The sequence below is a fragment of the Paenibacillus sp. 7541 genome (assembly GCF_002276395.1).
Lineage (GTDB): Bacteria > Bacillota > Bacilli > Paenibacillales > Paenibacillaceae > Paenibacillus_AQ > Paenibacillus_AQ campinasensis.
Map to the genome: position 1 here is coordinate 1 of NZ_NQLZ01000020.1, position 13,957 is coordinate 13,957.

The 13,957-nt window shown below is 56.5% G+C and carries 12 protein-coding genes; 11 read left to right on the top strand and 1 reads right to left on the bottom strand.

All coding sequences use genetic code 11. The annotated features are described in order from the left end of the window. Positions 1 to 181: 181 nt before the first annotated feature. From CHH75_RS12680 to CHH75_RS12725, 10 genes are all read left to right on the top strand, one after another. Positions 182 to 1,636: a catalase gene (locus CHH75_RS12680; protein ID WP_095265111.1), complete on the top strand. Its 1,455-nt coding sequence runs from the start codon at positions 182 to 184 to the stop codon at positions 1,634 to 1,636. A 244-nt stretch (positions 1,637 to 1,880) separates the two neighbouring features. Then, positions 1,881 to 3,872 carry a methyl-accepting chemotaxis protein gene (locus tag CHH75_RS12685; protein ID WP_095398345.1) on the top strand — a complete coding sequence of 664 codons (1,992 nt, stop codon included), beginning with the start codon at positions 1,881 to 1,883 and terminating at the stop codon, positions 3,870 to 3,872. A 371-nt stretch (positions 3,873 to 4,243) separates the two neighbouring features. Beyond that, a complete protein-coding gene (locus tag CHH75_RS12690; protein ID WP_095398346.1) occupies positions 4,244 to 5,074 on the top strand; it encodes a uroporphyrinogen-III synthase in 831 nt (276 codons plus the stop codon). 137 nt (positions 5,075 to 5,211) lie between these two features. Continuing rightward, complete coding sequence (locus tag CHH75_RS12695) at positions 5,212 to 5,850, top strand: ThuA domain-containing protein (protein ID WP_095398347.1); 639 nt, start codon at positions 5,212 to 5,214, stop codon at positions 5,848 to 5,850. 25 nt (positions 5,851 to 5,875) lie between these two features. Then, positions 5,876 to 6,574 carry a response regulator transcription factor gene (locus CHH75_RS12700; protein ID WP_095264986.1) on the top strand — a complete coding sequence of 233 codons (699 nt, stop codon included), beginning with the start codon at positions 5,876 to 5,878 and terminating at the stop codon, positions 6,572 to 6,574. After that, positions 6,571 to 7,923 carry a sensor histidine kinase gene (locus tag CHH75_RS12705; RefSeq protein WP_095264985.1) on the top strand — a complete coding sequence of 451 codons (1,353 nt, stop codon included), beginning with the start codon at positions 6,571 to 6,573 and terminating at the stop codon, positions 7,921 to 7,923. The genes CHH75_RS12700 and CHH75_RS12705 overlap by 4 nt, the downstream gene beginning before the upstream one ends. A gap of 75 nt (positions 7,924 to 7,998) precedes the next feature. Continuing rightward, positions 7,999 to 8,685, top strand: coding sequence for a PepSY domain-containing protein (locus tag CHH75_RS12710; protein ID WP_095264984.1), 687 nt, complete (start codon positions 7,999 to 8,001; stop codon positions 8,683 to 8,685). Positions 8,686 to 8,802: 117 nt separating this feature from the next. Continuing rightward, positions 8,803 to 9,501 (top strand): PepSY domain-containing protein, encoded by a 699-nt coding sequence (locus CHH75_RS12715; protein WP_095398348.1) that lies wholly within the window; start codon positions 8,803 to 8,805, stop codon positions 9,499 to 9,501. 184 nt (positions 9,502 to 9,685) lie between these two features. Beyond that, on the top strand, positions 9,686 to 10,003 hold the full coding sequence (locus CHH75_RS12720; RefSeq protein ID WP_095264982.1) for a phasin family protein: 318 nt from the start codon (positions 9,686 to 9,688) through the stop codon (positions 10,001 to 10,003). A gap of 1 nt (position 10,004) precedes the next feature. After that, entirely contained in the window at positions 10,005 to 11,675 is a 1,671-nt protein-coding gene (locus CHH75_RS12725) for an ABC1 kinase family protein (protein WP_095264981.1), read from the top strand. Positions 11,676 to 11,685: 10 nt separating this feature from the next. On the opposite strand, the gene CHH75_RS12730 is transcribed toward CHH75_RS12725, so the two are convergent. Next, complete coding sequence (locus tag CHH75_RS12730) at positions 11,686 to 12,240, bottom strand: hypothetical protein (protein ID WP_095264980.1); 555 nt, start codon at positions 12,238 to 12,240, stop codon at positions 11,686 to 11,688. Between the two features lie 103 nt (positions 12,241 to 12,343). On the opposite strand from CHH75_RS12730, the gene CHH75_RS12735 reads away from it, so the two are divergent. Further along, complete coding sequence (locus CHH75_RS12735; protein ID WP_095264979.1) at positions 12,344 to 13,888, top strand: DEAD/DEAH box helicase; 1,545 nt, start codon at positions 12,344 to 12,346, stop codon at positions 13,886 to 13,888. Positions 13,889 to 13,957 lie beyond the last annotated feature (69 nt).

Genomic DNA, 13,957 nt, shown 5'->3' on the forward strand with positions numbered 1-13,957 from the left:
GACAATCTGTGGCGGATTAATCCGCTCTTTTTTTTGCCAAGTTTTATCATTGTTCTTTCATATGAACTTCATATAAGGCTCATTTGACCATCATGACCTTCTCCCTCCGCAGATGCTACAATCAATTCATAAATTTAGATTCAGTCTAATATCAATTATAGTTCTAGGAGGAATAGATATGATGGATCGTTTGACCACCAACCAGGGAACCCCTGTAGGAGATAACCAGAATTCGAAGACAGCCGGCCGGCGCGGACCGACGCTGCTGGAGGATTACCATCTGATCGAGAAGCTTGCCCATTTTGACCGTGAACGGATTCCTGAGCGGGTCGTGCATGCACGCGGAGCCGGGGCCCATGGCGTCTTCGTGGTAGAGAACGACTTGAAGCCTTACACTCGGGCAGCGTTCCTGCAAGAGATCGGACAGGAGACACCGGTCTTTGTACGCTTCTCCACCGTGATTCATGGCACCGGTTCGCCGGAGACGGCCCGGGATCCTCGCGGATTCGCAGTGAAATTCTACACGGAAGAAGGCAACTATGACCTGGTCGGCAACCATCTGCCTGTATTCTTCATCCGGGATGCCATCAAGTTTCCGGATATGGTGCATTCGCTCAAGCCATCGCCAGAGACGAACATTCAGGAGCCGGGACGTTACTGGGATTTCATGACCCTGTCCCCGGAATCGACGCATATGATGACCTGGGTATTCTCGGATCACGGCACGCCTGCCAACTATCGCGAAATGGACGGCTTCGGGGTTCATTCGTTCAAGTGGGTCAATCAGGAGGGGAAAGTCACTTATGTTAAATACAAATGGGAGTCCCTCCAAGGTGTCCGCACTTTGAACGCCGATGAGGTGACAGAGGTCCAGGGCAAGGATTTCAATCATGCCACACGCGATCTTCATGAGCATATCAAGGAAGGGAATTTCCCGAAATGGCGCCTGCTCGTGCAGCTGATGTCGCCAGAGCAGATGGATGATCTGGCATTCGATCCGCTTGATCCGACCAAGACATGGCCGGAGGAGCTGTTCCCGTTCATCCCGGTAGGTACGATGACGCTGAACCGCAACCCGCAGAACGTATTTGCGGAAGTGGAGCAAGCTGCCTTCTCGCCAAGCGCACTCGTCCCGGGCATCGAAGCATCGGAGGATAAACTGCTGCAAGGCCGACTGTTCTCTTACCCGGATACACAGCGCCATCGTCTTGGACCGAACTATCTGCAAATTCCGGTGAACTGCCCGTATGCTCCCGTTCGCAACCATCAGCGTGACGGCTTGATGAATGTGAAGCAGGACCCATCGCCGATCAACTATGAGCCAAACAGCTACACCAGCGGGCCCGTAGAAGACCCTGCATACCGCGAAAGCGAAGCGCCGCTTCATGGTCCGACCACCCGGCAGCGGATTGAGAAGACGGATGACTTTACACAGGCCGGAGAACTGTACCGTTCGTTCACGCAGCAGCAGAAGGATAATCTGATCCGCAATCTGGTGACTGATCTTCGTCAGACCAAGTCGGATATCCAGCTGCGCGCGGTTTGCAATTTCTACCGGGCGGATGCGGAGTACGGTGAGCGTCTGGCCGCTGGCCTCGGCATCGATCTGAGCGCCTTCATTCCGAGCGGAAAGTAACCAAACCAGCCAGGCGCTTTATCCAATGAAGCATCGGGCGCATGGCTTTTATATAAATGGTGTTGATGCTCAGCACGAACAGAAAGAGTCCTGAATCAGGGCTCTTTTTTTTAACGGATTCTCAAGGGAAAAATAATGTGACGGCATGTGATAAATTTCCACTTAAATTAAAGGCACTTTCTTCCGATAAATTGTCGATATAAAGGGATGTTGGATTACATTATAGACAAAAGGGGATCGTGCCATGAAAAAAAGAAATGCCCAGCGAATTCGCAGGAATATGATGGTTGCCTACTTGCTTGTCCTGCTGGTGCCGAGCATCACCATCGGTTATTTCACTTACCGTGATGCGGCAGCAACCATTGAGCGTCAAATTATGGAGGATGCAGCATCTAGTGTAATTACGGCGGACAAAATTATCGACCAGACGATTGGAGCCAAGCTGCATGACCTGGGCTATTTCATTGGCGAGATGAATTCTGCGAGCGCGAATCAAGAGCAGGCGAACGGGGGGACACAGATTCGCGATAGATTAAGGCAGTATCATAACCTTCATCCTGAGACGTCGAATATCTATGTAGGTACAGCGACGGGAAGCTTCATTTCGGGTTCAAATAATCAGGTAGCTGACGATTATGATCCGCGGGAGCGGGATTGGTACCAGCAAGCGATGAACAGTCCGGGACAGCCGATTGTAACGGCTCCTTATACTTCCGCTTCCAGCTCGGAGACCGTGGTGACGGTAGCGCAAACACTGGAAGACGGTGAAGGGGTCATGGGGATCAATTTGAATATGGACCAGATTCGCGATCTCGTTCAAGTGCAGGTGGGGCGCGAGGGATATACCACGGTTGTGGATCAGACTCATAAATTTCTGTTTCATCCGGAATATCCGGCAGGCACCGATGCCGAGAGCAACGGGGATACCGAGTGGGTGGCCCGGCTGTTTGAGCAAGCGGACGGACAATTCTCATTCCAGCATCCGGACAGCGGGCATTGGCAGATCAATTACATCACGAATGAATGGACAGGCTGGAAAATCGTTGGCGTCATGTCCAACGATGAGGTCACTGGCGCCGTAGCCGATATTCGAAGCACGATGATCTGGCTGCTGGCAGGTTCTCTCATCATCGGCCTCGCTCTGGCAGCGTGGAATATCCGCTCCGTAATTGAGCCGGTTCGCAAGCTAAGAGAAGCGACAGAAATTATTAGCGGCGGCAACCTGGCTTATCGTCTGACCGGATTCAAACGCAATGAGATCGGCGAGCTCGCGGATAACTTCCAGCAGATGGTTGATAATTTGCGGGATATGATCCACGGGGTCAAGGATATGACCGAGAATGTATCGGCTTCCTCGGAGCAGCTGTCGGCCAGTGCTGAAGAGAATACCAGAGCTATCGAGCTTGTGACATCTTCTGTTCAGGAGGTTGCCGTGGGCAGCGAGCGTCAGGTTCAAGCGGTTGCAGACGGGCTTCAGCGTATGAACGAGGTGAACGGACAGGCAGATACAATTGCCAGCACGCTGGAGGAAGTCCATTACAATATGCAAAGTACGGCCAAGCTGGCCGAGCAGGGGAATCAGGCGGTCATCACTACAGCGGACACGATGCAGGGCATCGATACTGTTGTGAAGGATCTTGGGGGCGTCATTGAGCAGCTTACGCTAAGAACGGAAGAGATAAGCGGCATCATCGGAGATATCGTGGACATCTCCCAGCAGACCAGTCTGCTGGCGCTCAACGCCTCGATTGAGGCGGCAAGGGCCGGAGAGCAGGGCAGAGGCTTTGCGGTGGTCGCAGCTGAGGTACAGAAGCTGGCTAAGAAATCGGAGGGCTCGGCGCAGCAGATTACTAGTCTGATCGGAAGCGTGCTCGAGGAAGTGAAGCGGACGAACGAGGCGATGAGAAGTGCCGAGGAGAAGGTATCTGAAGGCGTTGGCGCTGTTGATGTTACCGGACGATCCTTCTCCCGGATCAAAAAGTCGGTGGAGAGCGTGACCGCGAGTGTGGCCGGAACGACAGAGATCGCCCATGCGCTTGCTTCCCACGCCGCGGTTACCAAACAGGCGGTGGAGTCGATACGGGAAATATCGGAGCAGGCGCTGAGCAACACCCAATCGATCTCGGCCGCCTCCGAGGAGCAGCTGGCCTCCATGGAAGAGGTCGCTGCATCGGCATCCGATCTGAGCCGGTTGTCCGAAGAGCTGCAGCAGCTGGTTGAGCGGTTCAAGCTCTAGGATCTCCACAGGAACGATTCATAATAAGTCCTATCGGACATCGGGAAGGAACAGGCCACGAGGCCTGTTTCTTTCTCTATGCAAGGCAGGCGAAAGGGCTAAAGCGCCCCTCATATGCTTCGGGAATATATGCGGCCGGAGAATGATTCCCGAGGCATCGTGCGGCCCGGCAGAGGAATTCGGACATAGCGGGGCGAATACCCGAGTAGATTTAATCGTGGCGTATCACTTCTTACAGGTTCCATCCGTTCTGTGAGATTTAAGGCGCATGGCGTGAAGCCCGAGGCGCTGGCTGACTTTATATTCAATGGCCAGACCAGTATACTGTATAGAAATGAGAAAGCTGTACATATGAGGGGAGGAAGGACAATATGGCACAACATATGAAGGATCGGGTGATCGCCCTGGCAGGCCCGCGCAAATCAGCCGAGATGTCCAAGCTGGTTGAGAAGATGGGAGGAACTCCGCTGATCTGTCCCGCCCAGGGGACTGTTTTTCTCGATGATGAGGAGCTGCGGGCGGCCATTGCCGCATGGGTGGCCGATCCGCCGGAATGGGCCATTTTCACGACCGGAATTGGACTAGAGGCGATCTTTGATATGGCTGAACAGATGGAACTGCTTGAGGCGATGCTGGGGGTTCTGGAGAGCACCCAGATCGCTGCCCGGGGATACAAAACAGTCAATGCCATGAAGAAACGGGGCCTCGTTCCTGTGGCCAGAGATGATGACGGCAGCACAGCCGGCTTAATCCGTGCGATGGCGGACTGCGAGCTGGATCACAAGCGCGTCATTCTTCAGCTTCACGGGGAATCGGCACCACAGCTGGTGAGCTGGCTGGAAAGCAAGGGCGCTGCCGTCCGGACGATCCTCCCTTATAAACATATTCCGCCGCAGGAAGAAGACCTTGAGCGGTTGGTTTCGAACATTGTAGCCGGGAGCGTGGATGCCGTTGCTTTCACCAGTGCTCCGCAGTTCCGTTTTCTGACCGATTATGCCGAGTCCAAGGGGCAGCTGGCTGCGCTGCTGGATGCGTTTGCCGGTCCGGTGGTTGCCTCTGCGGTCGGCAAGGTAACTGCACAGGCGCTGCGCGAGGCCGGGATCGAGCGGATTGTAGTGCCGGAGGAAGAGCGAATGGGCGCTATGATGGTGACGCTGGGACGTTATTTTGCCGGGGAACCGGATCGACAGCGCCAGGCTTGATGCTCTGAGCGGCTGCGAAGGAATATAAGGAACACGCATCGAGGATGTTGCCCTGACGTGAACTCTCCACGTGCATGGAACAGGATGTCCTGTGAATGATATAGACAAGATCCGCGATTTATGGGAGGACAAGAGATATGGATAAAAGAAAGGCTTTGCTGCTCGGCAGCTACACACACCCGAAGTTTCACCCGCTCCAAGGCGTTGATAAACAGATAACCCATGTGCTGAATGATATGTTTACCGTTCAATGCACGGAGAACCTGAAAATGCTGCATGAAAGCAATCTGTACCCCTATGAGCTGTGCATTGCCTACAGTGACCTTTGGGACGAGAAGGTATCTCCCCGGCAGACGGCCGGCTTGCTCTCGTACGTAAGCGGTGGCGGAGGCCTGCTGGTTCTGCATAACGGCATTTCTCTGGCCAATCGGTATGAGCTGGCTCAACTGATCGGTGCCCGGTTCGACGGCCATCCGCCGATGCGATCCCTGTCTTTCAAGCCGGCAGAGACGCAGCATGATATTATCGAAGGGATTGAGCCGTTTGAGCTTGAGGAGGAGCCCTATCAGTTTGAGTTTGATCCGTTTGCGGAGCGAACGGTTCTGCTGCAGTATGAGGCGGATGGCGAGCTGTACCCGGCTGGCTGGTGCCATACGTACGGAATCGGCAGGGTGGTATTCCTGATGCCAGGCCATCATGAGCCTACCTTCCTTCAGCCGCAGCTGCGCACCATCATTGCGCAGGCGGCGAAATGGGCTGCCAGGGTTCCCGGTTAAGCCCGGGGCAAGGAGGGATGGAGGCTTGAGCGAGAATATACTGATTGTGGAGGACGAGGAGAAAATCGCGCGCCTGCTTCAGATTGAGCTGGAGAGCGAAGGCTATCAGGTGACTAGTGTCTACAACGGTCCCGATGGGCTGGAAGCTTACCGCAGCGGCGGGTTCGATTTGATTTTGCTCGATGTGATGCTTCCCGGCATGAGCGGCATCGAGGTCCTCAGAAGAATCCGGGCGGCGGATCCAGGCACAGCCGTACTGCTGCTGACCGCCAAAAGCTCGGTCGAAGACAAGGTGTCCGGTCTTGATCTGGGCGCAAATGACTATATTACGAAGCCCTTTCAGATTGAAGAGCTGCTTGCCCGAATCCGGGCCGCCTTGCGTCTGCGGGCAGCGGCTCCAGCCCGGCATGAAGAGCCTGGAGCGTGGCTGGTCGCGGCGGATCTGAGGTTGAATGAACAGACGCGGGAAGTGATGCGTGGGGAGCAGCGAATTGAGCTGACGCCAAGGGAGTTCGATCTGCTCGTGTATCTGCTCAAGAACAAGCGCCAGGTGCTGAACCGGGAGCAGATTCTCACTGCAGTCTGGGGATATGATTATTACGGCGATACGAATGTCGTCGATGTCTATATTCGGTATGTACGAAAAAAAATCGCAGCGCCGCAGGCGCCTGAGCTCATCCAGACGATTCGCGGCGTCGGATATGTGCTGAAGGACGACGTATGAAGCTCAGCAGCAAAGTCCATTTGTATTCGTCGGTTCTGATGGCGGTTCTCCTGTTGGTGATGAACCTGTCGATATACTTCGTGTTCAGCCGGATGACACTGGACAGTCAGCTGAAGCAGGCCGATGCGGAAGCCAACCGGATTGCCCAAGGGCTTATTGCGGCCGCAGGAGCCATACCGACGGCGGATCTGCTCCGGGGTTACGTCCCTGTTGATGGACTGCTGCGGGTCATCGGCCCGGATCAGAACGGTCCGGCGCCGGTGATCTCCAGCTCCCAGCTGGTTCTGGCCGAGCTTGAGCTGTCTTATGCGCCGGACAAGCGGGCCGAGATTATATCCTATGCAGGCGGCACATACTCAGCGGTGTCCCTGCCTGTTATCTGGCCTGACGGGGCGGTGATGAATGTGCAGGTTGTCCGCAGCCTGCAGGCGACGATGGACAATCTGCAGGTGCTCCGAATTGTCCTGATTGTGGTGTCGGCAGCTGTTCTGCTCCCTGTTATCGCCTCCACACGGGTGTTGGCACGGGTCATCATGCAGCCGATTTCTGCATTGACCCGGACGATGCGGGAGATTCGCAGCAGCGGCCGGTTCAGGCGAATCGAGCTGGACCCGAAGTCGAAGGATGAGCTGGTGGAGATGGGGGCTGCCTTCAACGATATGATCACCTTGCTCGAGCGCAATTACGAGAAGCAGGAGCAGTTCGTATCCAATGCATCCCATGAATTGAAAACGCCGATTACGATCATAGAGAGCTACGCCAGTCTGTTAAAGCGAAGAGGACTGGATCGACCTGAACTGTTCCATGAGTCTGTGGAGGCGATTCACTCCGAGGCCGTGCGCATGAAGGAACTGACCGAGCAGCTGCTGCTGCTCGCGCGTAACCGTGACGAATGGCAAGTCAAGATGGAGGATGTCGATCTGGTGGAACTGTGCGAGGCGTCCGCCGGCGCTTTTCGCAGCGCCTATCACCGCGAGGTCCAAGTTCGCTCCGATCAGGGGGCCGTGTATGGCTGGACGGATCGGCAGCGGCTGAGACAGCTGCTGTTTATTTTTTTGGATAATGCACGGAAGTACAGTGAGGAGGCCGTGACGGTCGATATTCAGACCGCCGGCGGGCAAGCTTCAATACGCATCACCGATCGCGGCATCGGAATTCCCAAGGAAGAGCTACCGTATGTGTTCGACCGGTTCTACAGGGTGGATGAGGCCCGGAGCCGCAAAGGTGGAGCGGGTCTAGGGCTGTCGCTCGCCAAGGATATTGCGGAAGCGATTGAAGCAGAGCTTGAGCTGGACAGCCTGCCCGGGGTCGGGACGACCGCTGTCATCAGGTTGAAATTGGCAGAATGACCGACGGGTTCTCTCAGCGTATTCTAACCTGGAGCGCGTATACTTGCGGTAAAGAAACAGGCATGAGGTGATGGAATGCGAAAAAGGATACTGATGTGGAGCGGTTCGCTGGCGGTGATATTGCTCTTGGCACTTGTCATCATTCGTCCTTGGGGAGATGCACCGCGGCTGCTGACGCAAGCGGAAGCGGCTGCCGGAGTCACAGAGCAGTATCCTGGCGATGTGCTGGATACGGTGCTGGAAGACGACATGTACCGGATTCGGATCCAAGCTGTAACCGGGGTGTATGAGCTCAGGGTAGATGCATATCAGGGGGACATTATTGCAATTGAACGTCTGAATGATCAGGGGGCGGGGATGCTGCCAGAACCTCCGGTACAGAATCCGGGTGAAGCCGATCCTGGGGCGGAAGATGCCCGAGGCGAACAGCCTCCTCCAGATGAAACGGATGCTTCCACAGATCCGAATGGAGAAGCGCCGCCACAGAACGGGCAGGAAGGCCGTGAGCCTTCGGGGAACCAGGGATCAACCGCCAATCGTCCGATCACGGAAAAGGAGGCGATCCGCCTGTCGCTCGCCGAATTCCCCGGCACCGTGGATGATGTCGATTACCGGGAAGGCAGGGATGGCCGATACTACCTGGTTGAGATTGACACCAAGGACGGGCGGGAAGTGACGGTGCAGGTGGATGCCATCACAGGCCGCATTCTGTCAGTTACGGTGGACGATGATTCGGACGATGACGATGATGATGATGGATGAGGAAGGCTGTCATCTGATTCTCATCAATTTCTAATCTTTCTCTCGGAGTCCTCTCATGTTCAGCCAATAGGATAGAACTATGCAAAGGCAACCCAGAACATGAGGAGGCATTCTAACATGAAAAAACGTACATGGATGACAGGCGCACTCGCCGCGGTTATCGCGGCAGGCGGAATTTACGGAATCAGCGCCGTTCAGGCAGACGGATCGGGGGCGTCAAGCGCATCTGGCCGCGCAAGCGTAAGCAGCCCGAGCCCGTCGAGCGGTTCAAGCGCATCCGAGGTGAGCGCGTCCGTGCAGAGCACCAGCACGGCTACGACCGGGAAGAAGCTGATTGGCATGGAACAGGCTGAGAAGAAAGCAAAGGCCGAAGTGAAGGGCGTGGTCGACAGCATCGAGCTCAAGCGCTGGAAAGGGTCTCAAATCTATGAAGTGGAGATTGACCAAGAGAAGCGCGAGATGGAGGTTCGAATTGATGCATACAGCGGCAAGGTGCTCAGCGTCCGTGAAGATGACGACAACGATGATTGGGATGATCGTGTGCCGGCCAATGTGATCGGCGCAGGCAAAGCGGCAACCATTGCCGAGAAGCATGTGCAAGGCGCAGTGGCAGTGGAATCGGACCTGGACAAGGACGATGGCAGATGGGTGTATGAAGTGGAACTGAGAACGTCCAGAGGCTCAGCCGAGGTAGAGGTTCACGCCATCACGGGCAAGGTTATCGACACCGATTTTGACGATGACGATGATGATTGGGATGATCGAGACGACCGGGATGACCGCGATGACAGAGACGATGACGGGGACGACGACTAAGCCCTGTGCATAGATTACGAGAAACAGCTCCGAAGATCTGAGGATCTTGGGGCTGTTTCTTTATGTCCAGAAGGCGAGGTGTCCGGTATAACTTGCAGCCTGAGGACTTTCATTCTCGGATAGATGATTTTTACCAGAAAATAAGGGTATAATGGAAGCAGATGAAGACCAGGAGGGATGAAACGTGAGTGATCTTTTCAAGAAAGCAATCTCGTTAGGATTAGGCCTTACCGTGGTCAGCAAGGAAAAAGTAGAGAAAATTGTGGACGATCTGGTCAAACGCGGGGAGCTGGCTCCGGCAGAATCGAAAGCGCTGGTCGAGCGGTTGGTCGAGCGGGGAGAGGCGGAGCAGTCCCAGATCAAAAGCTATATTTATGAACAGGTGCAAAAGGTGCTGAAGGAGCTGGACGTGCCGACAGAAAGCGATATCGCGAGCCTGGAACAGCGAATCGCTGCCCTTGAGCACAAAATCGTCGAGCTGGAAGGATCGCGGCAGGAATAATATGGCGGTCCGAATTCGACATGCCGGACGTTACCGGGAAATCGCCATGGCGCTAATGCGTCATGGCTTTGGCTATATGGTGGAGGAGATGGGGCTGTTTCACGTGCTGTCGCTTCCGGTGCGCTGGATATCCCGGGAGGAGCCGGAGACAGTTACTTTGGGAGAACGGGTGCGTAAAGTGCTGGAGGACCTCGGTCCGGCATTTGTGAAGCTGGGTCAGCTGGCGAGCACAAGGTCGGATCTGCTGCCTGACCCTTTGATCCAGGAGCTGGTCAAGCTGCAGGAGCGGGTTCCGCCGTTCTCCTCGGAAAGCGCACGTCAGCTGATCGAGCAAGAATGGGGCGTGCCGATCGACGAGGTGCTTTCCTCCTTCGAAGACAAGCCGCTTGCCGCAGCCTCGATTGGCCAGGTTCATGCCGGCCGGTTAAAGACGGGCGAGATGGTAGCGATCAAGGTGCAGCGTCCCGGCGTTGCCAGAATGATCGGGCGGGATCTTGAAATTCTCCGGGACTTGATCTCATTGGCCGAGAAGCGGTGGGATTGGGTAAAGCAATATCGGGTGGATCAGATCGTAGATGAGTTTGCGCGGGCGATGATGGCCGAGCTCGATTACAGCCATGAGGCGCGCAATGCAGAGAAAGTGGCAGCTTACTTGACAGATCATGAGTACATCCACATTCCCAGCATTTACTGGGAGTTCACTTCCTCCAAGGTGCTTACGATGGAATATGCGGACGGTATCACGCTGAGCCGCTACCGGGAGCTGGCGGACAAGGGGCATCATCTGAAGACGGTGGCGGAGCGGCTGATTGAAGGGATGCTGCAGCAAATTTTCATCCATGGCTTCTTCCATGCCGATCCGCATCCCGGGAACCTGCTGGTCCGGGCCGACGGGAAGCTGGTGTTCCTGGATTTCGGTTTGGTAGGGCAGCTCAGCGAGGAGATGAAGGATCATCTGTCGGGGCTGATTATCGCGCTGATGAGGCGCAACACGGACAGTATGGTGCGGGCGATATCGCGCATGGGGCTGATTCCGGATGACTGCGACATGGACCGGCTCAGGGCCGATATGGATCGGCTGCGGGGAGAATATGTGGATGTTCCTTTCTCGAAGGTGCGGATCGGCAAGGCGCTAAGCGATCTGTTCGCGGTCGCCCAGCGGCATCAGATCATGCTGCCGCCCGATTTGACCTTGCTCGGCAAGTCGCTGCTGACGCTGGAGGGCGTTATTGAGATGCTGGACCCGGAGCTCAGCATCATTGATATGGCGGAGCCGTTCGGACGGAAGCTGCTGAAGGAGCGGTACAACTCACGGCGTATTGGCAGAAAGGTGCTGGACGGGGTAAGTGAACTGGCGCAGAGCCTGCTCGATTTGCCGGGGCAGGCCCGGCAGCTGTCAGCGATGATCAGCAAGGGCAAGCTGCGGGTGGAGATCAGTGTGCCCGAGCTGCAATCGCTCATGCACAAGCTGGACCGGATCAGCAACCGCCTTTCGTTCAGCATTGTGCTGCTGGCATTCAGCATTATTATGGTGGGGCTGATTATCGGTTCTTCCCTGAGTCACGAGCCGATTATGCTGTGGCATTTCCCTGTCATTGAACTGGGTTTCATTGTCGCTATTCTGATGGTGGCCTGGCTATTGTATTCGATTTTTAAATCCGGGAGGTTCTAGCAGCCTGGTGTCAGGCCTGGAGCCTCGCATGCTTACGATGGAGCAACCAGGTCTGAACACCGATCAGCAGCCATTCGATCCCATGATAGAACAAGGCGATGAACAGCGCCTGCAGCAGGCTGCGGATCGGCAATGCCGGAAACAGCAGGGCGATAAAATACAGCAGCAGCGTATCGACAGCCAGCGTGGCCGCCAATTTGGCCATGAGCACGCTGTCCCGCTTGAGCGTTAGCCGCAGCGTGGCGATGACGAGCGGATGAACGAGGCACTCCAGCAGCAGAAACCCGATCAGTGCAAACAGCGGGAAGCTTAGCAGCACTTCGGCGCTGCCTGGGGCAAGGGTCTCTCCGGCGCTGCCGGTGATGCCAAACAGCCGCACATACAGAAGCGAGCACAGCTCAAGCGGTACGATGATCGACGCCGACAGGAGCGGGATGAGCCATAGTTTCTGACGGAAGGGAATCTGCGCTCCGTCCCGGGTTGCGATATAATTAAGCATCATATTCATCATTCCAAGCAGAATCAACAGAACGATGAAGCCGAGCAGCATGTGGAGTAGGTTCATGCCTTGCACCTCCTGACCGGTTGATAGCATCTGATCTGACATTACCAAAGACAGGAATGAATGTCAGTCTATTTCCTGAAAAAATATAAATGAGGTGGAATGTTTGCCGAACTTTCAACAACTGGGCATCGACGAACAACGAGTACAAAAACTGAAGGAGCAGGGCATCGCAGAACCGACGCCGGTACAGCAGGAGACGATCCCGCTGCTTCTGGACGGCAAGGATGTCATTGCCCGCGCGCGGACCGGGACCGGCAAAACGCTGGCGTTTCTGCTCCCGATTCTGCAGCGGATCGATACTTCTAAGGCGTATCCGCAGGCCCTGATCATTGCGCCGACGCGGGAGCTAGCGCTCCAGATTACGGAGGAGGCGCGCAAGCTGACGTCCGGGGAGCAAGACGGCGCCAAAATTCTGGCCGTCTATGGCGGTCAAGATGTGGAGAAGCAGCTGCGCAAGCTGGAGGGCGGCCGCCATGTCATCATCGGGACGCCGGGCCGGCTGCTCGATCATCTGCGCCGGGGCACGCTTGAGCTGGGCGGTGTGAAGATGCTCGTGCTGGATGAAGCCGACCAGATGCTGCATATGGGCTTCCTCGACGAGGTCGAAGCCATTATTCATGCGGTGCCGTACCGCCGGCAGACGATGCTGTTCTCAGCGACGATGCCGGGCGGGGTGAAGCAGCTTGCCGGAAACTATATGAATGAGCCGGTCGATATCGTCATCAAGGGAGCCTCTCCGGTCCCGATCGAGCAGATCAAGCAGGCGGTTGTGGAATGCACCGACCGGACGAAGCAGGATGCGCTGCGGGCGGCGATTGAGCTGTACCGCCCTTTCCTGGCGATTATTTTCTGCCGGACGAAACGGCGGGCCTCCACCCTGAACGAAGCGTTGCTGGCACATGGCTACGCATCGGACGAGCTCCACGGCGATCTCTCCCAGGCGAAGCGAGAGGCCGTCATGAAGCGCTTCAGAGAAGCCAAGCTGCAGCTGCTGGTCGCTACAGATGTCGCCGCACGCGGCCTGGACGTAGAGGGGGTAACCCACGTCTTCAACTACGATATGCCTCATGATGTTGAAAGTTACATCCATCGTATCGGCAGAACAGGCCGGGCGGGTGGAAGCGGCATGGCCGTCACCTTTGCCGCAGGGAAGGATGCTCAAGATCTGCTGCGGATTGAAGAGGGGATCTCCCTTCGATTGAAGCGGCTGCATTATGCATCGCGAGAGGACGCGATTCGCGAAGGGACGGGCGGAAGTATAGACGCCTCCGGCCCGAGAAAAGCTAGAAGCGTCTCCTCCTCCGGGCCTAAGGATCAGCAGCGCGGCCGTGGAGGAAGCCGGAGAGAGGAGGCTTCCGGACGCAGCGGCGGGTCCGGCGCCGCTAGAGGTGCCCGCGGCACCAGTGGCGGCCGCGGGCACCAGGCGGAGCGGTCTGGCCCAGGCGGGCGCTCGGGGGCGGGCGGTCAAGGACGCGCCGGCAGCGAGCGTGCAGGCGGCGTCAGCAGCGGCCGCCGGAGCGGCAGCGCAGGGCGGACGAGCGCCCAAGGGAGCCGCCGTGGCTCCGATGGCGGCCAGGGAAGCCGTGCGGAAGGCAATGCCCGCAGTCAGGGCCGGAGCGGCGGTCGCCGCGGCCGGGGGCGGTCATAGGCCTCCGGGCTTGCGCTGCCTGTGCATCCGGTTAACTCGGGCTGATACAGCAGGGCAGCACGGCTTCTG